The organism is Kitasatospora sp. NPDC088779 (assembly GCF_040685395.1).
GTDB lineage: Bacteria > Actinomycetota > Actinomycetes > Streptomycetales > Streptomycetaceae > Kitasatospora.
The window spans coordinates 101,278-127,331 of sequence record NZ_JBFBHW010000007.1 but is presented as its reverse complement, the minus strand read 5'-3'; the positions used below and the strand labels follow the sequence as shown (position 1 = coordinate 127,331).

Annotated in this window: 26 protein-coding genes and 1 tRNA gene; 8 read left to right on the top strand and 19 right to left on the bottom strand. The window is 72.0% G+C overall.

Annotated elements, in window-relative coordinates; translation table 11 throughout:
* Window positions 1-15 precede the first annotated feature (15 nt).
* Window positions 16-843 carry an ABC-2 family transporter protein gene (locus AB0P03_RS08725; RefSeq protein ID WP_363583732.1) on the bottom strand — a complete coding sequence of 276 codons (828 nt, stop codon included), beginning with the start codon at window positions 841-843 and terminating at the stop codon, window positions 16-18.
* A complete protein-coding gene (locus AB0P03_RS08720) occupies window positions 836-1,705 on the bottom strand; it encodes an ABC-2 family transporter protein (RefSeq protein WP_363628122.1) in 870 nt (289 codons plus the stop codon). The genes AB0P03_RS08725 and AB0P03_RS08720 overlap by 8 nt, the downstream gene beginning before the upstream one ends.
* Window positions 1,706-1,976: 271 nt before the next feature.
* Here AB0P03_RS08720 and AB0P03_RS08715 point away from each other — a divergent pair, with 271 nt between their 5' ends.
* Window positions 1,977-4,340 carry a transglycosylase domain-containing protein gene (locus AB0P03_RS08715; RefSeq protein WP_363628121.1) on the top strand — a complete coding sequence of 788 codons (2,364 nt, stop codon included), beginning with the start codon at window positions 1,977-1,979 and terminating at the stop codon, window positions 4,338-4,340.
* A gap of 57 nt (window positions 4,341-4,397) precedes the next feature.
* On the opposite strand, the gene AB0P03_RS08710 is transcribed toward AB0P03_RS08715, so the two are convergent.
* The 3 genes from AB0P03_RS08710 to AB0P03_RS08700 form a co-directional block, all read right to left on the bottom strand.
* Entirely contained in the window at window positions 4,398-5,576 is a 1,179-nt protein-coding gene (locus AB0P03_RS08710) for a winged helix DNA-binding domain-containing protein (RefSeq protein WP_363583738.1), read from the bottom strand.
* 96 nt (window positions 5,577-5,672) lie between these two features.
* Window positions 5,673-5,975 (bottom strand): co-chaperone GroES, encoded by a 303-nt coding sequence (locus tag AB0P03_RS08705; protein ID WP_079136310.1) that lies wholly within the window; start codon window positions 5,973-5,975, stop codon window positions 5,673-5,675.
* Between the two features lie 285 nt (window positions 5,976-6,260).
* Complete coding sequence (locus AB0P03_RS08700) at window positions 6,261-6,602, bottom strand: DUF3618 domain-containing protein (RefSeq protein WP_063349226.1); 342 nt, start codon at window positions 6,600-6,602, stop codon at window positions 6,261-6,263.
* Between the two features lie 146 nt (window positions 6,603-6,748).
* Here AB0P03_RS08700 and bcp point away from each other — a divergent pair, with 146 nt between their 5' ends.
* Complete coding sequence (gene bcp, locus AB0P03_RS08695) at window positions 6,749-7,225, top strand: thioredoxin-dependent thiol peroxidase (protein WP_363583740.1); 477 nt, start codon at window positions 6,749-6,751, stop codon at window positions 7,223-7,225.
* A gap of 125 nt (window positions 7,226-7,350) precedes the next feature.
* Here the strand turns inward: bcp and AB0P03_RS08690 are convergent, their stop codons facing one another.
* Window positions 7,351-9,756 carry a chitinase C-terminal domain-containing protein gene (locus AB0P03_RS08690; protein WP_363628197.1) on the bottom strand — a complete coding sequence of 802 codons (2,406 nt, stop codon included), beginning with the start codon at window positions 9,754-9,756 and terminating at the stop codon, window positions 7,351-7,353.
* 420 nt (window positions 9,757-10,176) lie between these two features.
* Here AB0P03_RS08690 and AB0P03_RS08685 point away from each other — a divergent pair.
* Window positions 10,177-10,260, top strand: a tRNA-Leu gene (locus AB0P03_RS08685).
* A gap of 69 nt (window positions 10,261-10,329) precedes the next feature.
* Here the strand turns inward: AB0P03_RS08685 and rdgB are convergent.
* The 4 genes from rdgB to AB0P03_RS08665 all read right to left on the bottom strand — a co-directional run bounded on the left by rdgB (window position 10,330) and on the right by AB0P03_RS08665 (window position 12,659).
* Window positions 10,330-10,935, bottom strand: coding sequence for an RdgB/HAM1 family non-canonical purine NTP pyrophosphatase (gene rdgB / locus AB0P03_RS08680; RefSeq protein WP_350881208.1), 606 nt, complete (start codon window positions 10,933-10,935; stop codon window positions 10,330-10,332).
* 31 nt (window positions 10,936-10,966) lie between these two features.
* Window positions 10,967-11,356, bottom strand: coding sequence for a hypothetical protein (locus AB0P03_RS08675; protein ID WP_363583744.1), 390 nt, complete (start codon window positions 11,354-11,356; stop codon window positions 10,967-10,969).
* 172 nt (window positions 11,357-11,528) lie between these two features.
* Window positions 11,529-12,254, bottom strand: a complete 726-nt coding sequence (rph, locus tag AB0P03_RS08670; protein ID WP_350881205.1) for a ribonuclease PH — start codon at window positions 12,252-12,254, stop codon at window positions 11,529-11,531.
* Between the two features lie 171 nt (window positions 12,255-12,425).
* Window positions 12,426-12,659 carry a PTS glucose/sucrose transporter subunit IIB gene (locus AB0P03_RS08665; protein WP_063349220.1) on the bottom strand — a complete coding sequence of 78 codons (234 nt, stop codon included), beginning with the start codon at window positions 12,657-12,659 and terminating at the stop codon, window positions 12,426-12,428.
* A gap of 399 nt (window positions 12,660-13,058) precedes the next feature.
* Here AB0P03_RS08665 and AB0P03_RS08660 point away from each other — a divergent pair, with 399 nt between their 5' ends.
* The 4 genes from AB0P03_RS08660 to AB0P03_RS08645 all read left to right on the top strand — a co-directional run bounded on the left by AB0P03_RS08660 (window position 13,059) and on the right by AB0P03_RS08645 (window position 19,223).
* On the top strand, window positions 13,059-14,360 hold the full coding sequence (locus AB0P03_RS08660) for a PTS transporter subunit EIIC (RefSeq protein WP_363583747.1): 1,302 nt from the start codon (window positions 13,059-13,061) through the stop codon (window positions 14,358-14,360).
* An 816-nt stretch (window positions 14,361-15,176) separates the two neighbouring features.
* On the top strand, window positions 15,177-16,454 hold the full coding sequence (locus AB0P03_RS08655; RefSeq protein WP_363628120.1) for a PTS transporter subunit EIIC: 1,278 nt from the start codon (window positions 15,177-15,179) through the stop codon (window positions 16,452-16,454).
* Between the two features lie 406 nt (window positions 16,455-16,860).
* Complete coding sequence (locus tag AB0P03_RS08650; protein ID WP_363628119.1) at window positions 16,861-17,940, top strand: LLM class flavin-dependent oxidoreductase; 1,080 nt, start codon at window positions 16,861-16,863, stop codon at window positions 17,938-17,940.
* A complete protein-coding gene (locus AB0P03_RS08645) occupies window positions 17,937-19,223 on the top strand; it encodes an LLM class flavin-dependent oxidoreductase (RefSeq protein ID WP_363628118.1) in 1,287 nt (428 codons plus the stop codon). The genes AB0P03_RS08650 and AB0P03_RS08645 overlap by 4 nt, the downstream gene beginning before the upstream one ends.
* 37 nt (window positions 19,224-19,260) lie before the next feature.
* On the opposite strand, the gene AB0P03_RS08640 is transcribed toward AB0P03_RS08645, so the two are convergent.
* On the bottom strand, window positions 19,261-20,007 hold the full coding sequence (locus AB0P03_RS08640; protein ID WP_363628117.1) for an MBL fold metallo-hydrolase: 747 nt from the start codon (window positions 20,005-20,007) through the stop codon (window positions 19,261-19,263).
* 199 nt (window positions 20,008-20,206) lie between these two features.
* Window positions 20,207-20,398 (bottom strand): MarR family transcriptional regulator, encoded by a 192-nt coding sequence (locus AB0P03_RS08635; RefSeq protein WP_363583755.1) that lies wholly within the window; start codon window positions 20,396-20,398, stop codon window positions 20,207-20,209.
* A 186-nt stretch (window positions 20,399-20,584) separates the two neighbouring features.
* Between AB0P03_RS08635 and AB0P03_RS08630 the strand changes: the two genes are divergently transcribed.
* On the top strand, window positions 20,585-21,055 hold the full coding sequence (locus AB0P03_RS08630; protein ID WP_363628116.1) for a type II toxin-antitoxin system PemK/MazF family toxin: 471 nt from the start codon (window positions 20,585-20,587) through the stop codon (window positions 21,053-21,055).
* A gap of 34 nt (window positions 21,056-21,089) precedes the next feature.
* Here the strand turns inward: AB0P03_RS08630 and AB0P03_RS08625 are convergent, their stop codons facing one another.
* The 7 genes from AB0P03_RS08625 to clpS form a co-directional block, all read right to left on the bottom strand.
* The gene (locus tag AB0P03_RS08625) at window positions 21,090-22,058 is read right to left on the bottom strand and encodes a cysteine synthase (RefSeq protein WP_363583759.1); all 969 of its coding nucleotides are present in this window, start codon (window positions 22,056-22,058) and stop codon (window positions 21,090-21,092) included.
* A 79-nt stretch (window positions 22,059-22,137) separates the two neighbouring features.
* A complete protein-coding gene (locus AB0P03_RS08620; protein ID WP_363370276.1) occupies window positions 22,138-22,416 on the bottom strand; it encodes a MoaD/ThiS family protein in 279 nt (92 codons plus the stop codon).
* 115 nt (window positions 22,417-22,531) lie between these two features.
* Entirely contained in the window at window positions 22,532-22,651 is a 120-nt protein-coding gene (locus tag AB0P03_RS08615) for a putative leader peptide (protein ID WP_347878546.1), read from the bottom strand.
* Window positions 22,652-22,790: 139 nt separating this feature from the next.
* Window positions 22,791-23,222: a M67 family metallopeptidase gene (locus tag AB0P03_RS08610; RefSeq protein WP_363587180.1), complete on the bottom strand. Its 432-nt coding sequence runs from the start codon at window positions 23,220-23,222 to the stop codon at window positions 22,791-22,793.
* A gap of 100 nt (window positions 23,223-23,322) precedes the next feature.
* Entirely contained in the window at window positions 23,323-24,765 is a 1,443-nt protein-coding gene (locus AB0P03_RS08605; protein ID WP_363587181.1) for an amino acid permease, read from the bottom strand.
* Window positions 24,766-24,952: 187 nt separating this feature from the next.
* Window positions 24,953-25,525, bottom strand: coding sequence for a DUF2017 domain-containing protein (locus AB0P03_RS08600; protein ID WP_363628115.1), 573 nt, complete (start codon window positions 25,523-25,525; stop codon window positions 24,953-24,955).
* A gap of 138 nt (window positions 25,526-25,663) precedes the next feature.
* On the bottom strand, window positions 25,664-25,957 hold the full coding sequence (gene clpS / locus AB0P03_RS08595; protein ID WP_063351371.1) for an ATP-dependent Clp protease adapter ClpS: 294 nt from the start codon (window positions 25,955-25,957) through the stop codon (window positions 25,664-25,666).
* Window positions 25,958-26,054 lie beyond the last annotated feature (97 nt).

Genomic DNA, 26,054 nt, shown 5'->3' with positions numbered 1-26,054 from the left:
GGTGCCTCGGTAGCTTCAGCTGCCGGTGCCGCGGTAGGCGCGCAGCCCGGCCCGCCAGGCGAGCCCGGCGGCGGCGACGCAGAGCGCGGCGGCGAGCGGGGAGGCGTACTGGAAGGCGGTGGGCAGGCCGAGCGGGTCGGGCCGGCCGAGGACGTGCAGGGCGGGCAGCCAGTTGACGAAGGCCAGCGGGACGCCGAAGACCACGCCGGCCACCAGTTCCTTGGCGAAGATGGTCGGCGGGTAGTGCAGCAGGGTCGCGCCGCCGTAGGTGAAGGAGTTCTGGATCTCCTTGGACTCGCCCCACCAGAACTGCACGGTCGCGCCGCCGACGTAGATCGCACCGAAGATGACGCTGCCGCAGACCAGCAGGGCGGGCACCAGCAGCACGCGGTCCCAGGTCCAGTGGACGTCCAGGGTGGCCAGTGACCAGGCGAGCACCGCCAGGGCCTGGATGGGGCGGCCGAGCCGGCGCAGCGAGAAGCGTTCGGCGCACAGTTGGGCGAGCGCGGGCGCGGGCCGGATCAGCATGGTGTCCAGCGATCCGTTGACGATCCGCACGCCGAGGCCCTCGACCGAGCCGACCAGCAGATTGGCCACGCCGAGGGCGAAGGTCGCGGTGCCGTAGAGGAAGGCGATCTCCGGCAGTCGCCAGCCGCCCAGCTGGTCGGTGTGCCGGAACATCAGCACCAGGACGACGAAGTCCAGCGAGTGCGTGGCCAGGCTGGCCACCAGGTTCAGGGCGAAGGAGGCCCGGTAGGCCATCATCGAGCGCATCCACATCCGGGCGCACAGCCACCAGGAGCGGACCGCCCACGCGGTGCGGGGCACGATCGGCTCAGCCACCCTGCACCACCACCTTGCGGGTCGCCAGCCACTGGGCGCCCCGGCCCGCGGCGAGCAGGGCGACGGCCCAGGCGAGCTGGAAGCCGAGCGCGCCGAGCAGGCCGGCGCCGGTCGAGCGCTCCAGGAAGACGTCGGTCGGCACCTTCACCAGCGCCGCCCAGGGCAGCACCGCGGCGAGGTCGCCGAGCAGGCCGGGGAAGAGCACGATCGGCAGCAGCATCCCGGAGAAGAACATCGAGACCACCAGCATCACCGAGCGCACCCCGTCCGAGTCGTGCAGCCAGAAGCCGGTGATCGAGACCAGGAAGCGCAGCCCGAAGCTGACCACCAGCGCGAGCAGCACCGAGAGCAGGAAGACCGCCCAGGTCAGCGGCTGCTCGGGCATCCGGGTGCGGAACACCAGGGCGCCGACCAGCAGCGGCACGGTGCCACGGACCAGCAGTTGGAAGGCGGCCCGGCCGAGGTCGGTGGCCAGCCACCAGCCCTGGAAGTCGACCGGGCGGTAGAGGTCGACGGCGATGTCCCCGCTGCGGAAGCGGTCCTGGAGGTCGTCCTGGAAGCCGCCGCCCCACACCGCGACGGTGACCAGCAGGGCCTGGCTGACCCAGATGTAGGTGACGGCCTGGCTCTGGTCGTAGCCGCCGAGGCTGGGGCGGGCCTGCCAGAGGGCGAGGAAGGAGGAGGCCAGGATGATGCCGAAGACGGTGTTGGTGAAGGTGCCGGCCACGGTGGCGGCCCGGTAGGTGGAGTAGCGGCGGAAGGCGCCGCGGGCGACGGCCGCGTAGAGCCCGAGGACGGGGAGCGGCCCGGTGGGATCAGGAGGGCGTGCGGTCCGCGTCTCCGGGGGCGCGAGATTCAGCATATTGTCTCCTTGTCGACAAATACGGGCAGGTGGATGCCCGCCGACGTCCGCGCACACCCCAGCGGCTCCGACCGGCCGCACCCGGGGGTACCGGGCCGAACGCGCGGAGCTGACGGAACTGGGTGCGCTATGCGAGTGCGCCACGTGAGGCGCTACCTGGTTTGCACCTTTCACCGTAGCGCCGAGGACCAGCCGCCGCACCCGGTTTCCCCGAGCACGCCAACCCCCCGACCAACCCCTGATCGGCCATCAAATAGCACATAATCGCGGCATGACCTTGAGCACCCGACGCCAGGCCAAACGAGCCGCCCGCCGCGCGGCCCGCCGAGCCCTCCCCCGCTGGCGCCGGCTCCTGCCCACCTGGCGCATCACGCTCGGCGCCCTCACCGCCGCGCTCCTGCTCACCGTCGGCGCCTTCGCCGTGCTCTACGTCATCGTCCCGGTGCCCGATCCCAACGCCCACGCCGTCGCCCAGAACAACATCTACCTCTACGCCGACGACACCACCGAGATCGCCCGCACCGGCGCCGTCAACCGCACCGACGTCACCATCGACCAGATCCCCCCGCAGACCCAGCACGCCGTCGTCTCCGCCGAGGACCGCACCTTCTACCGCAACCGCGGCATCGACCTCAAAGGCATGCTCCGGGCCGGCTGGAACACCCTCACCGGCAAGGGCACGCAGGGCGGCTCCACCATCACCCAGCAGTACGTCAAGAACTACTACCTGACGCAGGACAAGACCATCGAACGCAAGGGCCGCGAACTCTTCATCGCCCTCAAGGTCGACCAACAGCGCGACAAGCCCGAGATCCTCGCCGGCTACCTCAACAGCAGCTACTTCGGCCGCGGCGCCTACGGCATCCAGAGCGCCGCCCACGCCTACTACGGCGTCGACGTCTCCGCCCTCACCCTCGCCCAGGGCGCCTACCTCGCCTCCCTCCTCCAGGCCCCCAGCAGCTACGACGTCAAGACCGCCACCCCCGCCAACCGCGAGAAGGCCATCGCCCGCTGGCACTACACCCTCGACGGCATGGTCCAACTCGGCTTCCTCACCGACGCCGAACGCACCGCCACCACCTTCCCCGAACCGATCGACCCCCAGCCCGCCACCGGCCTCTCCGGCCAGGCCGGCTACCTCGTCGGCGTCGCCGACGACTACCTCGTCTCCGCCGGCATCATCGACACCGCCACCCTCAAGGCCGGCGGCTGGCGCATCACCACCACCTTCGACAAGCCCAAGCAGGACGCCTTCCACCAGGCCGTCCAGGACGAACTCACCGACGAACTCGACCCCCGGCGCCGCCCCGCCACCGACACCGACGTCCGGGTCGCCGGCGCCTCCGTCGAAGCCGCCACCGGCCGCGTCGTCGCCGTCTACGGCGGCCCCGACTACGCCAAACAGCCCTACAACGACGCCCTGCGCCAGGACAACCAGATCGGCTCCACCTTCAAACCCGTCGACCTCGCCGCCGGCCTCATCGCCCAGCACACCCTCGACGGCCGGCAGATCACCCCCGACACCCGCTACGACGGCACCAGCGAACGCCCCGTCACCGGCGGCCCCACCCCCTACGCGCCGCCCAACGAGGACGACGTCGACTACGGCAACATCACCCTGCGCTACGCCATGGTGAAGTCCGTCAACTCCGTGTACGCGCAGGAGGGCGTCGACGCCGGCCTCGCCCGCGTCCGCGACACCGCCGTCAAACTCGGCATCCCCGACAGCGTCCGCGGCATGGACCCGGCCAACACCTCGATGACCCTCGGCACCGCCACCCCCAGCGCCCTCGACCTGGCCGGCGCCTACGCCACCCTCGCCAACCACGGCCAGGCGAACGCCCCGTGGTCCGTCCTCAAGCTCGCACGCGTCCACACCGGCGGCGCCGTCGACGCCCCCAAGATGCCCGACCACACCCCCGTCGACGCCATCGACCGGCCCTACGCCGACACCGTCACCGACGTCCTGCGCGACGTCATCGGCCCCCGCGGCACCGGCGCCGCCGCCCTCGACCTCGGCCGCCCCGCCGCCGGCAAGACCGGCACCACCGACTCCAACCTCTCCGCCTGGTTCGCCGGCTACACCCCCGAACTCGCCACCACCGTCGGCCTGTTCCGCGAGAACCCGAAGACCCACGCCAAGGAACCACTGGCCGGCACCGCGGGACTCGCCCGGATCAACGGCGGCACCTTCCCCACCCGGATCTGGACCGCCTACATGAGCGCCGCCCTCGACGGCACCGCCACCCAGCAGTTCGACCTCCAGACCGGCCGCGACACCCCCGCCCCCGGATTCAGCCCCAGCAGCAGCGCCACCACCACCCCCAGCCCCACCGCCACCGCCCCCACCACCGGCGGCGGCAGCAGCGAGGAACCCCCCAGCAGCACCCCCGTGCCCGACACCCCCACCCACGCCCCCAGCGCGCCCGCCCCGCAGCCCACCACCACCCAGGAACAGCCCAGCCCGCAGGCACCCCAGCCCACCGCCACCCAGGAGCAGTCCAGCCCCACCCCCCGACCCACCCAGACCCGGCCCACCCACCCGACCACGCCACCCAGCACCACCGGCGCCGCCACCAACCCGGCGACGAGCGCGACACCACCGGCCCAGCGAGCCACCCCTCCCGCCCAGTGAGCAACCCCCTGAGCGGTGCCCCCCCCCGAGCGGTGAACCACCCCGCCGGCCGGTGAACTACCCCGCCACCAACTCCCGCTCCAACGGCGACCGGAACCGCGGCGTCACCCGCACATCCCCCAACCAGCCCGCCAGGCGCGCCGCCTCCGCCGCGATCGCCGCCCCGGCCTCCGCCCCCACATCACCGAACAGCCGCCACACCACCTCACCGTCCGGCCGCTGCGCCCAGCCGCCCACCACCCGGCCGCACCACCACACCGTCGGCCCGGCGTTGCCCGCCCGGTCGAACAGCGCCGGCACGTCCTCCGGCCGCAGGTACCAGTCCCGCCCCCGCCAGCCCATCACCGTCGGATCCAGCCCCGGCAGCAGCGCCGCCCACGGCTCCGGCTCCGCCACCGGCCCGGCGTCCCCCGGCAGCACCAGCGCCGCCGCCCCGCCCGCCAGCTCCACGTCCTCGGCGCCCACGTCCGCCAGCGCCCGGCGGGTGTCCCCCAGCGTCCAGCCCGTCCACCACTTCACGTCCTCGACGGTCGCCGGGCCGTACCCGGCCAGCCAGCGCCGCACCACCTCCGCCTTCGCCTCCCGCACCGGCGCCTCCGGCCACTGCGGCACCGGCGCCCACGGATAGACGTTGCTCAGCCACGACCCGCGCGGGCGGCCCCGCCGCACGTGCCCGTCCGCGGCCAGCAGCCGCAGCAGCCGACTGCCCACGCTCTGCCGGTTCTCGTACGGCTTGCCCGCCGACATCAGCATCGTCTCGCGCAACTCCGGCACGTCGTCGCCGAGTTCCTTCGTCGTCGCCTCGCCGCGCCGGGCCACGGCGGCCAGCACCGCGCGCTCCGCCCCGGCCAGCCGCGCCTCGTCCCAGCCGTCCGCGTGGTCCCGCAGGTGCTTGAGCAGCGTCGCCCGCTCCCTCGCCGCGATCGCCCGCGCCGTCGACGAACTCACGTGCGGCGCGAAGCCCTCCGTCACCGCGAACAGCGTCCGCCGCATCGACAGCAGCTTCACCAGCGTGACGTCCTCGTACAGCGCCCGGTCCACCTCCGCCACCGACGGCTCCACCAGCCGCGCGCACGCCGACAGGTACACCGTCGCCGGGTCCGACGCGTGCAGCCCCACCAGCGCGTCCGCCACCTGCTCCACCCGCGCCACCCGCACCGACGGCGCCAGCAACTGCCGCCGCCCCACCCGGGCCCGCCGCTCACCCTCGCCGATCACCGGCACACGCCTCGTCATGCCCGGACCCTAGCCCCCACCACCGACAGGCCCGGACGCAAGGAGCCGGCCGGGGCACCGCCCCGACCGGCTCACGCCACGTCCGTGCTCAGAGGTTCAGAGGTAGAGCCCGGTCGAGCCCTCCGTGTCGCCGAAGCGGGTCGCCGCCACCGCGTGCAGGTCACGCTCGCGCAGCAGCACGTAGGTGGCGCCGCGGACCTCGACCTCCAGCTTGTCCTCCGGGTCGTACAGCACCCGGTCGCCCGGCTCCACCGAGCGGACGCTCTGGCCCACCGCGACGGCCTCCGCCCAGGTGCAGCGCTTGGACAGCTCCGCGGTCGCGGGGATCAGGATGCCGCCGGTCGAGCGGCGCTCGCCCTCGCTGCCCTCGATCCGCACCAGCACGCGGTCGTGCAGCATCCGGATCGGCAGCTTCTCGCCCAGCCGGTCGTGCCGCGCCGCCTCGTACTCGGGTGCGGCGGAGGAGGCCTGCGGGGTCGGTTCGTCGTTCGTACTCACGATCCCGAAGGTACCGCCCCCGGGCGCGCGGCGTGACGCTGGCCCGGCATGCGGGAAGCCGCGGCGCCCGCGGGGCCGGACACGCACCCGGGCCCGGGCACACCCCCCAGAGCCGGGCGCACCTCCCGGGCCCGGGCACACCGAAGGCCGGACGCCTCCCGCGCCCGGCCCTCACCCCGTGCCCGTTCAGCCCTTGCGGCGCTTCCGGGCGGAAGCCACCAGCAGCAGCACGCCCACGCCGACCAGCGCGGCCGGGACGATCCGCTCCGTGCGCGGCTGCCCCTTCTCGTCCACGAACTGCGCCCGCACCTTCTCCACCACGCCGTTGGCGGCCACGTACGCCCGGCCGGCCTTCTCCTCGACGGCGGCCACGGCCTTCGCCTTCACCTGGGCGCTGATCGTGCTCGGGTGGACGCGCACGGCCAGCTCGTCCAGGGTGGCCGCCAGCTGGGTGCGGGTCCGGGAGATGTCCGCCTCGATCTGGGCGGTCGTCCGCGCCGACTTGTCCTTCGTGCTCGCCTCGCCCACTCGGGCCACCCCATTCACTTGCTGATGTTGTCCTGTGCGACTGACCCAGTCTGTCAGTTGCCGAGCAGGGCCGCGCGACCCCACCCACCATCGGGGGTAAGTTTGCCGTGCTATGACCGCCCGCCCCAGCAACAGGAGATTTACCCGTGAGTGAGCGTCTCCAGCCCGGCGACACCGCGCCCGCCTTCAGCCTGTCCGACGCCGACGGCAACCAGGTGTCCCTCGCCGACCACCTGGGCCGCAAGGTCATCGTCTACTTCTACCCGGCCGCGCTCACCCCCGGCTGCACCAAGCAGGCCTGCGACTTCACCGACAACCTGGAGGTCCTCGCCGGCGCCGGCTACGACGTCATCGGCATCTCCCCGGACAAGCCGGAGAAGCTCGGCAAGTTCCGCGAGGCCGAGAACCTCAAGGTCACCCTGGTGTCCGACCCGGACCACCAGGTGCTGGAGGCCTACGGCGCCTACGGCGAGAAGCAGAACTACGGCCGCACCTACGTCGGCGTGATCCGCTCCACCGTGATCGTGGACGAGCAGGGCAAGGTCGAGCGCGCACTGTACAACGTGAAGGCCACCGGGCACGTCGCCAAGCTGCTGCGCGACCTCAAGGTCGAGACGGCCTGACGCTCGAAGGCCTGGCGCTCGACGGCCCGGCACCTCGCTCTCCCGGTGCCTCGCTGAACGAAGCGGTGGCGGCACACCCCCCGACCGGGTGCACCGCCACCGCCGTCTCTCACCTCAGGGCGCCGTCAGCAGGCCCCGAGGTCGCTCCAGACGCCCCACGAGCCGCTGGCCGCGGGGTCGTCGCCCTTGGTCCACCACTTGTTCTGGTAGTAGTGGCCCTTCCACGACACCTTGGTGGTGGCCGCGTAGGTGGTGCCCGCGTCCCAGCTCGGGGCGGCCGTGCAGGCCCCCGTCGTCGGGGTGGCGGTCGCGGTGGCCGTCGCGGTCGGCGAGGCCGTGGCGGTGGGCGAGGCGGTCGCCGTCGGGGAGGCGGTCGCGGTCGGCGAAGCGGTGACGGTCGCGGTCGGCGTCGGGGTCGGGGTCGGGGTCGGCGTGCCGCCGTCCACCGTGCCCCGGGTCAGGTCGCCCTTGAGCCCGTACAGCGTGCCGTTCACGTTGACCGTCCAGTTCGACGGGGTCGAGACCGGCAGGTAGTAGACGAAGTCCAGGTCCACCGAGGCGCCCGGAGCCAGCGACTGCCAGCCCGGCAGCTTGACCGACACCCGGTTGTAGGTGCCCTTCAGGCCGCCCACGTTGCCCGGACCGGGGTTGTCCTGCCGGATGACCTGGAGGCCGAAACCTGACTGGTCCTTGGCGTTGCCCGGAGCCGAGTTGCTGTAGTCGAACTGGAACTCGGTACCGCCCGGCAGGGTCGTCGTCGAGTTGTTGACGATGTGGATCTTCGGGTTGATCGGGTAGTTCGAGTCACCCAGCGCGAAGTTGGTGAACGACACGTCGATCGGCAGGGTCTGCTGCGGCAGCGAGACCGTCGAACGGGTCGCGCCGTACGGCGTGGCCGCCTTGAACTTGTCGTACATCAGCGAGGTCAGCGTCGAACCCGGCACGTACTCGCCCTTGCCGCCGTTGGCGCTCGCGTCCCACTTGTAGTCGCCCGCGAGCTCCCAGATCATCGCGCCGCCGGCGCCCTGGTTGACGATGTAGTCCGCCTTGGCACCCACCGACTGCTCGTCCTCGGTGGAGAGGAACACCTTCTTGGTGTCGTTCCACAGCCACGGCGCCACCAGGCTGCTGCTGTAGTTGCGGGCGTAGGTGCCCTGCAGCGCGGTGTCCTTCACGCCGTACTTGGCCAGGTAGTCGGGCAGGATGCCCTTCTCCAGGTTCTTCGCGTGCCACATCGGGTTCGACCCGGCCGGGGACTCCTTGCCCGCGTCGTCCTTGTCGTTCCAGATGTTGTCGATGCCGACCGCGCCGTCACCGCAGGAGGTCAGGCCGGAACCGACCGGGCAGGTGGTCGCCGCCGCGGTGCCCCAGAGGCCGTTGGTGCCGCCCGTGACGTTCTTGAAGCCCCGGGTGTAGTACGGCAGGCCGACGTTGATCCGGCCGCCCGGCATCGCACCGCGGAAGTAGTGGTACGACCAGTCGGCGTTCAGGTAGCCGATGCCGCCGTACTGGCCGGTGCCGTACACGTTGGCCGCCGCCAGCTCGCCGTCCTTGCCGTCGTCGAACAGCGAGGCGTTCGGGCCGACGTACTTGTTCCAGGCGCCGTGCAGGTCGTACGACATGATGTTGACGTAGTCCAGGTACTGCGCCACCTGGAAGGTCTCCATGCCGCGCAGCAGGTAGCCGGACGACGGGGCCGCGACCGACAGCAGGTAGTGCCTGCCGTCGGCGGCGCCGGCCCGGTCCAGGTTCTCGCGCAGCGTCTTCATCAGCGCCGCGTAGCCCTTCGCCAGCGAGCCGCGCTTGGAGTTGGCGAGCTGCCAGTCCAGCGGGTTGCCGGCGTCCTTCATCGAGGTCGGGTACTCGTAGTCGACGTCGACGCCGTTGAAACCGTACTTGCGGATGAAGTCGACGGACGAGGCGGCGAAGGTGTCGATGCCGGCCTGGTTGACGCTGCCGTCCGGGTTGACGGTCATCGAGTAGAAGCCGCCGGAGTTGACGCGCTTGCCGTCGTCCCCGAAGTAGCCGCCGGTCTCGGTCCAACCGCCCACCGAGATCAGGGTCTTGACGTTCGGGTACTGCTTCTTGAACTTCGTCAGCAGATTGAAGTGGCCCTTGTAGGGCAGCGTCGGGTCCAGCTCGGCGCCGGGCACGCCCGGGAAGGAGATCCCGGTGGCCTCGTTGGTCGGGCCGTCGGTGCCGACGGAGAGCTTGTTGTCACCGCCGACGTGGCCGAACGCGTAGTTGAGGTGGGTGACCTTGTCCCAGGGGATGTCGTTCACCAGGTAGGGCTGGTCGCCGTTCTTGCCGGTGCGCCAGCCGGTGAAGTAGCCGATGATGCGGCGCTGGTGGTCCGCGCCCATCTTCTCGCGGCCGCCGGTGTCGTAGACCGAGCAGTACGGGACGTCCACCCCGGGCGTCTGGTACAGGCCGTCGGGGCGACAGGCCCCGTTGTCGACGGTCGCGGACGCCTGCGAGGGCACCGCGCCCAGCGTCGACAGCAGCAGACCGGCCAGACCGGCCGCCGCCAGCGCGACCGCGCCCGCCCGGGCAGCAGGGCTCTTGCGGCGGAGTGCGGCGGTGGGACGCCGCTCCGCCGTGTTTCGGATCAACACTCGGTCCTCCGGGAGAGAGTGTCGGCGCGTGCCTGTGGGGGAGCACGCACGTGGGGGGATTGCAATTGGCGCCGAAGCTATGTGGTCTGAACCACATAGGTCAATAGGTCTGTACCAATTGGTAATCAAATCCCCAACCCCGCCGGTCACCCCACCGACGGCAACAAGTCACCCCTTGGCCGAAACCCCGTCACCCCGCGACCGAACGCCCCCACTGAACCCGCCGCCGAACCCGCCGCCGACCCCCTCGACACCACCGCCCGCCCGCATCCGGGACGGTGCCGCACCGGAAAGGACGGTGCCCCGGCACGGGCGAAGCCCTAGACTAGAGGCCATGCGGCCTTGGCGGAATCGGCAGACGCCCGGGTTTTAGGTGCCCGTGGGAGAAATCCCGTGAGGGTTCAAGTCCCTCAGGCCGCACTAGCCTTAGATTCGAAGGCCCGCCCCGGAATGATCCGAGGCGGGCCTTCGGCGCTCTCCGACCGGCCGTCAGCCCAGGAGGTCCTTGACGACCGGGGCGAGGCCGCGGAAGGCCAGGCCGCGGTGGCTGATGGCGTTCTTCTCGGCGGGGGTGAGTTCGGCGCAGGTGCGGGTCTCGCCGAGGGGCTGGAGGATCGGGTCGTAGCCGAAGCCGCCGTCGCCGGAGGGGGCGGTGCGCAGGGTGCCGAGGAGGCGGCCCTCGACGACGCGCTCGGTGCCGTCGGGGAGGGCGAGGGCGGCGGCGCAGAAGAAGTGGGCGCCGCGGTGCGGGTCGGAGATGTCGGAGAGCTGGGCGAGCAGCAGGTCGAGGTTGGCGCGGTCGTCGCCGTGCTTGCCGGCCCAGCGGGCGGAGAAGATGCCGGGGGCGCCGTTCAGGACGTCGACGCAGAGGCCGGAGTCGTCGGCGACGGCGGGCAGGCCGGTGGCGCGGGCGAGGGCGTGAGCCTTGAGGAGCGCGTTCTCCGCGAAGGTGACGCCGGTCTCCGGGACGTCCGGGATCTCGGGGTAGGCGTCGGCGCCGACGAGTTCGACGTCCAGGCCGGCCTCGCCGAGGATGGCGCGGAGTTCGGCGACCTTGTGCTGGTTACGGGTGGCGAGGATCAATCGGGTGGACATATCGCCCACCCTATCGGCAGCCGTCCCGGCGTCAGCCGGTGCAGACCGAGGTGAGGTTGCCGGCCGCGTCGCCGAGCGGCTTGAGGTCGGGGACCTCCTTCTTGTCGACGGCCTGCTGGACCTTGTCGGCCTGCTTCTGCAGGTCGGCGACGGCCTTGGCGACGTCGGTGTTCTTGGAGTTCTTGCCGACCTGGTTGAGGTCGGTCCTGAGCTTCTCCAGCGCCTTCCCGGCGGCCGCCGAGTCGTTGCTCGCGTTGCCGTAGGCGCTGGTGACGTCGGCGAGGTCACCGGTGATCCTGACCGCCGTGCTGCCGCAGTCGATCGCCTTCTGGGCCGCAGAGCAACTGACCATGCTGAGCGGGAGGATGGCGATCAGGCCGGCCACGGCGAGGGCGGCGGGGCGGGCGATGCTGGACGGCATCCGGTCCTCCTGTGGGGCGCGCGGGTTCCGTGGGACGGGACGCGCGCCGGGGGGTGCGCGGTTCCCGCAGCAGGGGTGCTGCGGGAACCGTACGGGCTTCGGGCCCGGCGTGTACAGCGGCCCGTACGGCTGCGGGTACATCCGGGTCCACGGCGCCGTGGGCCGAACCGGTTCAGGCCTCCAGGGCCTTGCGCTGGATCTCGTCGAGCTCGGCGCAGCCCAGGGTGCCGAGGTCGAGCAGGCGGTCGAGCAGGGCGCGGTCGAAGGGGGCGCCCTCGGCGGTGCCCTGGACCTCGACGAAGCGGCCGTCGGAGGTGCAGACGATGTTCATGTCGGTCTCGGCGCGGACGTCCTCCTCGTACTGGAGGTCGAGCATCGGGACGCCGTCGATGATGCCGACGCTGACGGCGCTGACGCCGCCGGTGATGGGCTGGCCCTTGGCGCGCAGGAGCTTGCGGTCGCGGGCCCAGGCGACCGCGTCGGCGAGGGCGACGTAGGCGCCGGTGATGGCGGCGGTGCGGGTGCCGCCGTCGGCCTGGAGGACGTCGCAGTCGAGGACGATGGTGTTCTCGGCGAGGGCGCGGTGGTCGACGACGGCGCGCAGCGAGCGGCCGATGAGCCGGCTGATCTCGTGGGTGCGGCCGCCGATGCGGCCCTTGACGGCCTCGCGGTCGCCGCGGGTGTTGGTGGCGCGCGGGAGCATGGAGTACTCGGCGGTGACCCAGCCTTCGCCGCTGCCCTTGCGCCAGCGGGGGACGCCCTCGGTGACGCTGGCGGTGCACAGCACCTTGGTGTCGCCGTAGGAGATGAGGACGGATCCTTCGGCGTGCTTGCTCCAGCCCCGTTCGATGGTGATGGGGCGGAGCTGGTCGGGGGTGCGGCCGTCGATGCGTGACATAGGCACTGAGCGTAGTCGCTCGGAGCGGGTGTTCCGGGTGCGCCTCGGCCCGCCGGGGTGCGGCTGGGCGCCGCTCCCCGGCTGCGCTCGGCGCCGTCCCCGGGTGCGCCTCGGCCCGCCGTTCCCGGGTGGGGCGGCGGGCCGGGGGTGGGGTGAGCCCGGTGGCTCAGCTCACATCATGTCCTCGATGTCAGCGGCGATCGGGTCGGCGTCGGTGCCGATGACGACCTGGATGGCGGTGCCCATCTTGACGACGCCGTGGGCGCCGGCGGCCTTGAGGGCGGCCTCGTTGACCAGGGAGGCGTCCTTGACCTCGGTGCGAAGGCGGGTGATGCAGCCCTCGACCTCTTCGATGTTGTCGATGCCGCCCAGACCGGCGACGATCTTCTCAGCCTTGCTGGCCATCTGATTTCTCCCTCTGTCTCGGCCCGCCGGCCGCTCTGCCGGGTGCCGTCCTGCGCTGTACTGGGGTGTCCGCCGACCGGTGGCCGGCGTGGTCGGTACCGGTGCTGACGCGGGTTCAGCCGCGGTCGCGCCGCCGGGCAGCGCGACCAGCATCACCTGCTCCGGTCCGATCTGCCACGTTAGTCCACTTTTGGCCCATTCCGGCGCGCACGGTCCCGACCGCCACCAGAGGATGACGAGCAGCGGGCTCGTGCCCGGAGTGCGGCCTGCGTCCCAAAGTGGTCTACACCAATATATGTGTACTCCGATGAACGCAGAAAGGACCCCGGGTGTTCCGGATCCCCGCCCGGGGGTCCCGCCGGGGGCCACCGGCCGGCAACTGCTCTCGGAGGGCGAAGGATGAGTTCGGCAGGCGCCACGGCCCCGCAGCGCGTGTGGTGGCACACCTTCTACGGCGGCCTCCAGAAGATGGGCCGCTCCCTGCAGCTCCCGGTGGCGGTGCTCCCCGCGGCCGGCATCCTCAACCGGCTCGGCCAGCCCGACGTCTTCGGCAAGGACGGCCTCGGCTGGACCGACGTCGCCAAGGTCTTCGCCTCGGCCGGCGGCGCCCTGCTGGACTCCTCGTTCGGCCTGCCGATGCTGTTCTGCGTCGGTGTGGCGATCGGCATGGCGAAGAAGGCGGACGGTTCCACCGCGCTGGCCGCCGTGGTGGGCTTCCTCGTCTACTACAAGGTCCTGCACGCGTTCCCGGAGAACTGCAAGAACGGGACGGTCCTGGTCACCGACGCCTGGACCGGCCAGTGCGTGGACTACAGCTCGGCCAAGGCGGCGGCCGCGACGTACCAGAACCCGGGCGTCCTGGGCGGCATCCTGATCGGCCTGATGTCGGCCTGGCTCTGGGTCCGCTTCCACCGCACCAGGCTGGTCGACTGGCTGGGCTTCTTCAACGGCCGCCGCCTGGTGCCGATGATCACCGCGGTGGTGGGCCTGGCCACCGCCTGCGTGGCGCTCTGGGTCTGGCCGCCGATCGGCCGCGGGCTCAACGACTTCAGCCAGACCCTGGCCGACCTGGGCGCGGGCGGCGCCGGCATCTTCGGCCTGTTCAACCGCGCGCTGCTGCTGATCGGCATGCACCAGCTGCTGAACACATTCGTCTGGTTCCAGTTCGGCGAGTTCATCAAGCCGGACGGCACCATCGCGCACGGCGACATCCCGCGCTTCCTGGCGGGTGACCCGACGGCCGGCCAGTTCCAGTCCGGATTCTTCCCGATCATGATGTTCGCGCTGCCCGCCGCCGCACTGGCGATCGCGCACTCGGCGAAACCGCACCGCCGCAAGGAGATCTACGGCCTGATGCTCTCGGTCGGCCTGACCTCCTTCGTGACGGGCGTCACCGAACCGCTCGAGTACTCCTTCGCCTACGTCGCCCCGGCCCTGTACGGCGTGCACGCGCTGCTGACCGGCGCCTCGATGGCCGTCACCTGGGGGCTCGGGGTGCACGACGGCTTCAGCTTCTCGGCCGGCCTGATCGACTACGTCATCAACTGGGGGCTGGCCACCAAGCCGTGGCTGATCATCCCGATCGGGCTCTGCTTCGCCGCCGTGTACTACGCGCTCTTCCGGTTCATCATCGTCAAATTCAATCTGAAAACACCCGGGCGGGAGGACGAGAGCGAGGTCGAGGACGTCACCAAGGTCTGAAACCGAGCGTCACCGGGCAGCACCCGCAATGGCCTCCGGACCCGACGGTCCGGAGGCCTTCGACATTTCCGGAAAGGACCAAATGCCCGGGCGGTAAAACAATTCCGATATGCGCCCCGGGGATTCCCCGGCGGGCCGTCAGCCGTGCCGGGCGGGGCCGGGGCGACCCGCACCGCCCGGCCGCCGGGCCACCGGCCGGGGGCACCGCGGGGGTGGGGAAAGTCCGCCGCCGCCCGGCCCGGGCGGTGGCCGGCAATCGGCCGCCACCGTTTCCCCGCCGGCCCCGACCATGCGCCGAGGGGGTCGGAAAGCCGCGGATTGGCCGAAGCCGGACGGGGTGGGGCCCGGACTTCTCCCGACCGCCGGCCGTCCGTGATGTCCGACACCCCGGTGGGCCCCTTCGCCGCCGCCCACCGCACCCGGCCCGGACCCCGGCAGCGGGCACCGGAGCTCCGGAGGCCGCCTCCGCCCGGACACCGTCGCGTCCGCCGGTGAACCCCGCCGACCCGACCCCCGTCCGCGCACCGCCGGGCCCGCGGCGGACCCCTGACGAGGCCTCGGCGGGGCCTCCGGACGGGGCCGGGTCTTTTTGTTGCGCAAATAGCCAAAATCCCAATCACGGCGGGTAATCATGATCGTCGTTCCGCAACTAGGTTTCGATTTCATAGCGCTTCCCGGCAGGGGCGCTTTCCGGGGTTCCCCCCCTTCTCCACCCGTGCTACAAAACTGGTCTACACCACACGTGGTGTAGACCAGTTCGCGGTTCGGCCCCCTGTGCCCCTCCCCCGACCGCCATGCCGTTAGGAACCCACCCCAATGAGTCAGTCAGCGCAGGCACCGGCGCCCGCCACGGCTCCGGCCACGCCCAGCCCCGCCAAGAAATTCGGCCAGAACCTGCTCCAGGGCCTGCAGAAGATCGGCCGCAGCCTCCAGCTGCCCATCGCCGTGCTCCCCGCCGCCGGTCTGCTGATGCGCCTCGGCCAGGACGACGTGTTCGGCAAGGACGGCCTCGGCTGGGACAAGGTCGCCGCGGTGTTCAACACCGCCGGTAGCGGGGTCTTCGACAACCTGCCGCTGCTGTTCGCGGTGGGTATCGCGATCGGCTTCGCCAAGAAGGCGGACGGCTCCACCGCCCTCGCCGCCCTGGTCGGCTTCCTGGTCTACAAGAACGTGCTGACCGCGTTCCCGATCACCAAGGGCCACATCGCCGACGGCAAGTGGGTCGACCCGACCTACCAGAACCCGGGTGTGCTCGGCGGCATCGTGATCGGCCTGCTGGCCGCCGTGCTGTGGCAGAAGTACCACCGCACCAAGCTGGTCGACTGGCTCGGCTTCTTCAACGGCCGCCGTCTGGTGCCGATCCTGATGGCCTTCGTCGGCACCGGCATCGGTGTCCTGTTCGCCCTGACCTGGGGCCCGGTCGGCGACGCCATCAAGAGCCTGAACGACACCCTGATCGGTGCCGGCGCGCTCGGCGCGGGCGCCTTCGGCCTGGTCAACCGCGGTCTGCTGCCGGTCGGCATGCACCAGTTCGTGAACTCCTACGCCTGGTTCCAGACCGGTGACTTCACCAAGGCCGACGGCACCATCGTGCACGGCGACATCCCGCGCTTCTTCGCCGGCGACCCGACCGCCGGCCAGTTCATGTCCGGCTTCTTCCCGATCATGATGTTCGCGCTGCCCGCCGCCGCACTGGCCATCGCCCACGCCGCCAAGCCGCACCGCCGCAAGGCCATCACCGGCATGATGGTCTCGCTGGCGCTGACCTCCTTCGTCACCGGTGTCACCGAGCCGATCGAGTTCGCCTTCGTCTTCATCGCCCCGGCCCTGTACGTCATCCACGCGGTGCTCACCGCCGTCTCGATGACCGTCACCTGGGCGCTCGGCGTGCACGACGGCTTCACCTTCTCCGGCGGCCTGATCGACTACGCGCTGGCCTGGAGCAAGGCCACCGACCCGTGGCTGATCATCCCGATCGGCCTGGTCTTCGCCGCGCTGTACTACTTCCTCTTCCGCTTCGCGATCACCAAGTTCGACCTCAAGACCCCCGGTCGCGAGGACGACGACGAGATCGAGGACGTGACCAAGGCCTGAGGCCCCGCCCGTCCGCACTCCACGACCCCGCCCCGCCGCTGCTCCCCCAGCGGCGGGGCGGGGTCGTCGCGCGTCCCACCCCGGGGCGGCGGGAACGGCGGTTGACGAACCGGCGGAGGCACTGGTCAACTGAAGCCGTGAACGCGTCCTGCCCGCTGGTGACCCGCAGCCACATCGACTTCGGTCGCGTGTGGTCCGCGGCGTGTCGCGGCTGAGCCGACCGTTCCCCCCGCCGCCCGGCTGACCTCCCGCCCGGCGCCGTTCCTCCCCTCCCGCCCGCACGGGCCCCGCCCGCCTCCGGGCCGCCACCGCGCACCCGCGCGCGGCCGTACGCACCCGCACACACCCTGTGCGCGTTCGCCGGCGTCGCCCGCACGCGTCCGCACGAGGAAAGTCAGGCCTCAGCATGCCCCGCCAACTGCACCTCTCCGCCGCCCTGGACAGCCCCGGCCACGTCGACGCCGGGCACTACGCCGCCCTCGCCCGCCTCGCCGAGCGGGCCACCCTCGACTTCGTCACCCTCGACGACTCCTTCACCCCCGAACCGCGCCGCCCCGACGCCCTCGCCACCCTCGCCCGGATCGCCCCGCTGACCGAGCGGGTCGGACTGGTGCCCACCGTCACCACCACCCACACCGAGCCGTTCCACACCTCGATCGCGGTCAACACGCTGGACTGGGTGAGCCGGGGCCGGGCCGGCTGGCTGGTCGGCGTCTCCGCCACCGAGGCCGAGGCCAAGGCCTTCGGCCGCCGCCCGACCGCCCCCGCGGACGCGCTCTGGGCCGAGGCCGCCGACGCCGTCGAGGTCGCCGCCCGGCTCTGGGACAGCTGGGAGGACGACGCGGAGATCCGCGACACCGCCACCGGGCGGTTCATCGACCGCGACAAGCTGCACTACGTCGACTTCGAGGGCCCGCACTTCTCCGTCCGCGGGCCGTCGATCACCCCGCGCCCACCGCAGGGCCGCCCGGTCGTCGCCGTCCCGATGTCCGCCGTCGACCTCGCCCCGTACGCCTCCCCCGGCGGTCGCGCCCGGGTCGCGGCGGCGATCCGGTACGCCGACGTCGTCCTGCTGGACGCCCCCGACCACGCCGCCCGGCTGGCCGCCGCCACCGAACTGCGGCTGCGCGCCGGCGAGCACCTGCGCATCCTCGCCCGGACCGACGCCTCCCTGCCCGACGACGCCGCGGCCGACCGCCTGCTCGCCGACCTCGCCGCGATCGGCACCGGCGTCGACGGCTTCCACCTCGTCCCCGCCGAGCCCGAACGGGACCTGGCCGCCCTCGCCGAACGGGTCGTCCCGGTGCTGCGCGCCCAGGGGCTGTTCCGCGCCGGGTACGCGGCCGGCCGCACCCTGCGCGACCACCTCGGCCTGGCCCGCCCGGCCAGCCGCTACGCCACCGACGCCGCCACCAACACCGCCGCCACCGCCCCGTCCGCTGCCGCCGCCCCGTCCGCTGCCGCTCTCGCCGAGGTGACCCGATGACGGACCGCCCGCTCAAGCAGATCCACCTCGCCGCGCACTTCCCCGGCGTCAACAACACCACGGTGTGGAGCGACCCGGACTCCGGCAGCCACATCGAGTTCGACTCCTTCCGCCACCTCGCCGAGACCGCCGAGCGCGGGAAGTTCGACTTCTTCTTCCTCGCCGAGGGCCTGCGGCTGCGCGAGAACAAGGGCCGCATCCACGACCTGGACGTGGTCGGCCGCCCCGAGTCGATCACCGTGCTGAACGCGCTGGCCGCCGTCACCACCCGTCTCGGGCTGGCCGGCACCGTCAACGCCACCTTCAACGAACCGTACGAACTGGCCCGTCGGTTCGCCTCGTTGGACCACCTCTCCGGCGGGCGCGCGGCCTGGAACGTGGTCACCTCCTCGGACGCCTTCACCGGGGAGAACTTCCGCCGCGGCGGCTACCTCGACCGCGCCGACCGCTACACCCGGGCCGCCGAATTCGTGCAGCTCGCCCGGGAGTTCTGGGACGGCGGAGCGGAGACCGTCCGGCACAGCGGCCCGCAGTTCGAGGTCGAGGGCCGGCTCTCGCTGCCCCGCCCGCCGCAGGGCCACCCGGTGGTCATCCAGGCCGGGGACTCCGACGAGGGCCGGGAGTTCGCCGCCGCGACCGCCGACGTCGTCTTCAGCCGGCACTCCACCCTCGCCGACGGCCAGGCCTTCCACGCGGACGTCAAGCGCCGGCTCGCCGCGTACGGCCGCAAGCCGGACGAGCTGAAGATCATGCCCGGCGTCACCTTCGCCCTCGGCGACACCGACGCCGAGGCCGCCGAACTCGCCGCCGAGGTCCGCCGGGCCCAGGTCGGGCCGCAGACCACGATCGCCTTCCTGGAACAGGTCTGGGGCATCGACCTGTCCGACCACGACCCGGACGGTCCGCTGCCCGCCGTCGACCCCGACCCGGACAGCGCCCTGGCCCAGGGCCGGGTCCGGATCGGCGACCCGTCGGCCGTCGCCGCCCGCTGGCGGGCGCTGGCCGCCGAGAAGCAGCTCACCAGCCGCGAGCTGGTGATCGAGGTGACCGGCCGGCAGTCCTTCATCGGCTCCCCCGCGACGGTCGCCGAGCGGATCGACTTCTTCGTGCAGAACGACGCGGCCGACGGCTTCATCCTCGTCCCCCACCTGACCCCGGGCGGCCTGGACGCGTTCGTCGACCGCGTGGTGCCGCTGCTCCAGGAGCGCGGGGTGTTCCGCACCGACTACAGCGGGACGACCCTGCGCGACCACCTCGGCCTGCCGCTCCCCGGCCGACGCTGAGACGGCCGACGCCGAGCCGACCGGCCCGCCCGCCCGCTCAGATCCGGTACACCGCACCCGCCCGGGCGACCTCGACGGGGCCCGGGTACGCGGCGGCGGCGTCGCGGCGGTTGTGCTCGGCGTCGGTCCACGGGGGGATGTGGGTGAGGACGAGCCGGCGGACGTGGGCGGCGGCGGCGTGCTCGCCGGCCTCCCGGCCGTTGAGGTGGACGGCCTGGTAGGTGTCCCGGCCGTCGATGTAGGCGGCCTCGCAGAGGAAGAGGTCGGCGTCGCGGGCGAGTTCGACGAGTTCGGCGCTCTCGCCGGTGTCGCCGGAGTAGACGAGCACGCGGCCGTCGTGTTCGAGGCGGAAGGCGAAGGCGTCGACGGGGTGGTTGACCTGGGCGACCTCGATCCGGAACGGGCCGAGGTCGAAGGCCCCGGGGGTGAGGGTGTGGAAGTCGAAGACCTCCTTCATCCCCGGGTTCTCCGGCATGTCGTAGGCGCGGGCGAGCCGTTCGGCGGTGCCGGCCGGGCCGTAGACGGGCATCGGGTCGGGGCAGCCCTCGGCGCGGTAGTTGCGGGCGACCCAGTAGGCGCACAGGTCGACGCAGTGGTCGGCGTGCAGGTGGCTGAGCAGGACGGCGTCGACCTCGTAGATGTCCACGTACTTCTGCAGGGCGCCGAGGGCGCCGTTGCCGAGGTCGAGCACGACGCGGTAGCCGTCGGCCTCGACGAGGTAGCTGGAGCAGGGCGATTCGGCGGACGGGAAGCTCCCCGAGCACCCCACCACGGTCAGTTTCATCCGAGCCCCTCCGCCCCGACACGTCCTGGCTGCTGCTGGAAAACGGCAGGCCGGGCCGGTGGAACCGGCCGGTAGCACTGCTTCGCGTGTCGAGAGTAAGGGCGGAGCGGCACTTTGCCCCCGTCCCCGTGCCGGGCTGTGGCTGGAATCACCAGAACGCCGGGGCGGGGGCGGTGCCGTCCGTTCGGGTGCCGTCGGGTCAGCGGTGGCGGGGGCGGTTGCGGGCCCAGGCCTTGATCGTGTCGGGGTACCAGCGGGGGTGGCCGCCGGCGTCGAGGACGTCCGGGTCGGGCAGCAGCCCGTGCCGCCGGTAGTTGCGGACGCTCTCGGCCTGCACGTTGATGTGGCGGGCGATCTCGGCGTAGGACCACAGCTCGGAGCTTCTCCCCACGAGGCACCTCCGGAGGGGCGGGGCGGGCGTACGTGAGGCAGCCTGTCCGGGCGTCGGCGACTCTTCACCACGGAACGGGCACCGTGGTCATTCCGTGACGAACCGGGAGCCTGGTGCGGACAAATGCCCGGCCGTCCGGGCACTCACGGTGGTGGGGGCCGCCATGGGCCCGGTACGGTTCGCGCCATGAACAGTTCGACCGGGGTCTGGGTGGTCCTGGCGGTGGCGGGCGTCGCGCTCCTGGCCGCCGTCGTGGGGGCGCTGGTCCGGCGCACCCGCCCGGCGCCGCGACCGGCCGGTCCGACGGCTCCGCGCCCGCGCCAGGCGGCCAAGGGCCGTCCGGGGCCGCAGCCGCAGGAGATCTGGTGGGCGGAGGTCCCGTTCGAGGACGGCCCGGGGTCGAAGGACCGCCCGTGCCTGGTGCTGCGGGTGCACGGCCGCACCGCGACCGTCGCGAAGATCACCAGCAAACACCACGCCGAACGCCCGGGCGTGCTGCCGCTGCCGCCCGCCTCGGTGGGCGACCGGCAGGGCCGCACCAGCTGGCTGGAGACCGACGAGCTGCGCGAGGTGCCGCTGTCGGCCTTCCGCCGCCGGGCCGGCACGGTGGACCGGCAGGTCTGGTCGCGCGCGCAGCAGGCCCTGCAACGCGGCTAGGCCCGGAGCTGGCCCTCCAGCACCGCTGGGGCTCTCAGGCCCAGAGCTGCCCCTGCAGCGCCTCGACGGCCGCCTCGGTGGTCTCCGCGGTGTAGATGCCGGTGGACAGGTACTTCCAGCCGCCGTCGGCGACCACGAACACGATGTCGGCGCGCTCCCCGGCCGCCGCGGCCTTGCGGCCGACGCCGATCGCGGCGTGCAGGATCGCGCCGGTCGAGACGCCCGCGAAGATGCCCTCCTGCTGGAGGAGTTCGCGGGTGCGGCGGACGGCGTCCGCGGAGCCGACCGAGAAACGGGTGGTGAGCACCGCGGCGTCGTACAGCTCGGGGACGAAGCCCTCGTCGAGGTTGCGCAGCCCGTACACCAGGTCGTCGTAGCGGGGTTCGGCGGCGACGATCCGCACGCCGGGGACCTTCTCGCGCAGGTAGCGCCCGACGCCCATCAGGGTGCCGGTGGTGCCGAGGCCGGCCACGAAGTGGGTGACGGTCGGCAGGTCGGCGAGGATCTCGGGGCCGGTGGTGGCGTAGTGGGCGCCCGCGTTGTCGGGGTTGCCGTACTGGTAGAGCATGACCCAGTCCGGGTGCTCGGCGGCGATCTCCTTGGCGATCCGGACGGCGGTGTTGGAGCCGCCGGCGGCCGGCGAGGGGATGATCTCGGCGCCCCACATGCGGAGCAGTTCGCGCCGTTCCTCGCTGGTGTTCTCGGGCATCACGCAGACCATCCGGTAGCCCTTGAGCTTGGCGGCCATGGCGAGCGAGATGCCGGTGTTGCCGCTGGTGGGTTCCAGGATGGTGCAGCCGGGGGTGAGCCGGCCGGCGGCCTCGGCGCGCTCGATCATGTGCAGCGCCGGGCGGTCCTTGATCGAGCCGGTGGGGTTGCGGTCCTCCAGCTTGGCCCAGAGCGTCACCTGCCCGTCGGTGTTGCCGGGGACGGCGGCGGACAGCCGCGGCAGGCGGACCAGCGGGGTGTTGCCGACGGCTTCGAGCGGGCTGTCGTAACGCAAGGGAGGCCTCCGGCCACGGCGGTGGGGGTGCGGAAGGGCGCCCTCCCGCCCGCCGCTGGGCGGACGGGAGGGCGGGAGGTCAGCGGGCTCCGCCGGCCACGGCGGGCAGGATGGTGACGCTGTCACCGTCGGCGAGGGCGGTGGAGATGCCCTCCAGGAAGCGGACGTCCTCGTCGTTCAGGTAGACGTTGACGAAGCGGCGCAGCTCACCGCCCTCGACCAGGCGGGCGGCGATGCCCGGGTGGCGGGCGTCGAGGTCGGCGAAGAGCTCCCCGAGGTTGCTGCCGGTGCCCTCGACGGCCTTGGCGCCGTCGGTGTAGGTGCGGAGGATGGTCGGGATGCGGACCTCGATGGCCATGGGTGCGCTCCTGTGCGAGTCGTGAGGTGGGTGGGCCGCGGCGGGCACGGCGGGGAGGGTGGTCCCGGGGCTCGGCGTCGCCGGCAGGCGGTGGGCACCGGGTGGGGCGGGCGGCTCAGCGCGAACGCGCGGGCGTGCCGGGACAGATCGCACTGGCGAGCCGGCACAGGTCGACGTGCAGGCGCGCCACGAGGCGGGTGCCCGGGGCCTGGTTGCTCACATCGACGGAACGCATGGGCTCATCGTATAGATTCCCCGGCCCGCTCCTCCATGCCCGTCTCGGGATCCGGATGTTCCCGTTTCTCGGGCTGAGACGACACGGGCCCGCCGACCGCTCGCGGGCGGTCGGCGGGCCGCGCCCAGGTGGGTGCTGGTCAGGCCGGGTGGGCCTCGACGACCTGGACGTCTTCCTCTGTGATCTCGCCGTCCACGATGCGGAACGAGCGGAACTGGAACGGGTCGTCCTCGCCGTTGCCGTCGGCGGTGGAGACCAGGACGTAGTGGGCGAACGGCTCGGAGGCGTAGCTCACGTCGGTGCGCGAGGGGTAGGCCTCGGTGGCGGTGTGCGAGTGGTAGACGATCACCGGCTCCTCGTCGCGGTCGTCCATCTCGCGGTAGAGCTTGAGCAGGTCGCCCGAGTCGAACTCGTAGAAGGTGGGCGAGCGGGCCGCGTTGAGCATCGGGACGAACCGCTCGGGCCGTCCGCTGCCGGCCGGTCCGGCGACCACGCCGCAGGCCTCGTCCGGGTGGTCGGCGCGGGCGTGGGCCACGATCCGGTCGCGGAGTTCTCGGGTGATGGTCAGCATGCGGTCAGGATAGCCACGCCCCGGCGGGTGTCCGCCGGGGCGTCCGGAGCGCGGTCACCGGGTGTCCGCCACCTGGGCGCGGCGGCCAGGTCCCGGCGGTTCAGCCGCCGTTGCGCACGTGCAGGTGGTCGTGGGCGACGCCGTGGGCGGCCCTCGGGTTGCGGCGCTTGAGCACCTGGTAGCCGATCACCAGCAGGACGGCCCAGCCCGGGAAGACGTACAGCGAGATCCGGTTGTCCGCGTCGAACGCGATCAGCACCACGACCAGGGCGAGGAAGGCGAGCGCGGTCCAGCTGGTCCAGGCGCCGCCGGGCGCCTTGAAGGTGGGCGGCGGCAGGTGGCCGGCCCGCCAGGCCTTGCGGTAGCGGATCTGGCAGATCAGGATCATCGCCCAGGTCCACAGGCCGCAGACGGTGGCGACGGAGGTGATGTACTCGAACGCCTTGGCCGGGACGAGGTAGTTGAGCACCACGCCGACGCCCATCAGCAGGCAGGAGAGGGTGATCGCGAAGGCCGGGGTGCGGTGGGTGTTGAGCTTGGTGAGCTGCCCCGGGGCCTGGCCGCGCAGGGCGAGGTCGCGCAGCATCCGGCCGGTGGAGTACATGCCGGAGTTGCAGGAGGAGAGCGCGGCGGTGAGCACCACGAAGTTGATGATGCCGGCCGCGGCCGGGATGCCGATCTTGCCGAAGGCGGCCACGAACGGGCTGACGCCGGGCTGGAACTCGGTCCACGGCACGAGCGAGAGGATGATCACCAGCGCGCCGATGTAGAACAGCATGATGCGCCAGGGCAGGGTGTTGATGGCGCGCGGCAGGGTCTTCTCGGGGTTCTCGCTCTCCCCGGCGGTGACGCCGACGAGTTCGACGCCCAGGTAGGCGAACATGACGATCTGCAGCGTCATCACGGTGGCGCCGATGCCCTTGGGGAAGAAGCCGCCGTCCTGCCACAGGTGGGTGATCGACGCGGTGTCACCGGCCTTGCTGAAGCCGAGGGTGAGCACCCCGATGCCGATCAGGATCATGCCGATGATGGCGGTGACCTTGACCATCGAGAACCAGAACTCGATCTCGCCGAACAGCTTCACCGAGATCAGGTTGGCCGCGTAGAGGATCACCAGGAAGGTCAGTGCACTGGCCCACTGCGGGATGTCGGGCGCCCAGAACCTCACGTACACGGCGGCGGCGGTGGTCTCCGCCATGCCGGTGACCACCCAGAACAGCCAGTACGTCCAGCCGGTCACGTAGCCGGCGAAGGGGCCGAGGAACTCGCGTGCGTACTCGGCGAAGCTGCCGGAGACCGGGCGGTAGGTGAGGAGTTCGCCGAGGGCGCGCATGATCACGAAGATCGCCACGCCGGCGACGGCGTAGGAGAGGATCAGGCTCGGGCCGGACCGGGAGATCGCGGTGCCCGCGCCGAGGAAGAGGCCGGTGCCGATGGCACCGCCGATCGCGATCATCTGGATCTGGCGGCTTCCCAGCCCCCGGTGATAGCCCTCCTCGTCCGGTTTCGCGTCGACCACGTCGTCGTACAGCTGCTCGGCCATGGTGCACCGTCCTGGGTGGGTCTCGTGGGGTGGAGAAGTCGTACCACGCAGGGTTCGGATAGCGGTGTTCATCTGAGCGTTATTTGAGCATGACCTGCTATGTTTTGCCCGATTTAAAGAGAAATGCCCCGGCCGTTCGTCCACATATTGGACGAATCGACCGGGGCCTGCCCGGAAGCGGGCACGATCAGTCCGCGATCGCCTCCAGGAGCGTCTCCTGGAGCGCCCCCAGCCAGACGTACGCCATCACCAGCGGCTTGCGGTCGTCCTCGTCCGGCAGCTCGTAGAGCTCCTCGTCGTCCTCGCTGACCTCCAGCTGGACGCCCAGGGTCAGCCGCAGGTCGTTGAGCGCGCCCAGCCAGCGCAGGCCGTCGGCGGGGTCCAGCTTGACCACCCCGCCCTCACCGCCGAGCCCGTCGAGCATCCGGACGACGTGCAGGGCGTCCTCGCGCTTGCGGGTCCGCAGGTCCACCTCGGTGTAGCGGCGGAACTCGCCCGAGGCGGCCCGGCTCTCCTCGTTCTCCGGCCCGGCCGGGTCGCCGTAGGCGTCCGGGAAGAGCCGGGCGAGCATCGGGTTGGCCGGCGCCTCGGTCGGGCCCTCGGCGAACAGCGCGGCCAGCGGATCGCCGCCGTCCCCGCCCGGGCCGGGCCCGATCAGCTGCAGGATCCCCACCTCCAGGGAGCGCAGGATGGAGGCCTCCACCTCGTCCAGCGCGATCGCCGCGCTCCCGCCGCCGGCACTCTCGAACAACCCAGCCATGTCTATCGGTCAGCCCGTCTTCGTCGTCTCGGGTGGGGTACCGGCTCCGCGGCCGGTCGCGCCGCGGTCCGCACTGCGCCGGTCGCACTGCGGTCAGTCGTGCGGCGGTCAGTCGTGCCGCGGTCTGTCGTGCCGCGGTCAGTCGTGTTGCAGCGTCGCCCAGAGGCCGTAGCCGTGCATCGCCTGGACGTCGCGCTCCATCTCCTCGCGGGAGCCGCTGGAGACCACCGTCCGGCCCTTGGTGTGCACCTCCATCATCAGCTTCCTGGCCTTGTCCTTCGGGTAGCCGAAGTAGGCCTGGAAGACGTACTGGACGTAGCTCATCAGGTTCACCGGGTCGTTGTGCACGATGGTCACCCAGGGCGTGTCCGGCTCCACCACCGGTAGTCCTTCGACCTCCGGGCGCTCGATCTCCACGGGCGCGACACTCACCGCCGGATCCTCCTCGCTGCGCAGTCCGTCCACGCCTCTTCAGCCCCATGCTGCCATCCGGGGGATCCCCGGGCGATTCCGGCCCGGCTCGCAGCAC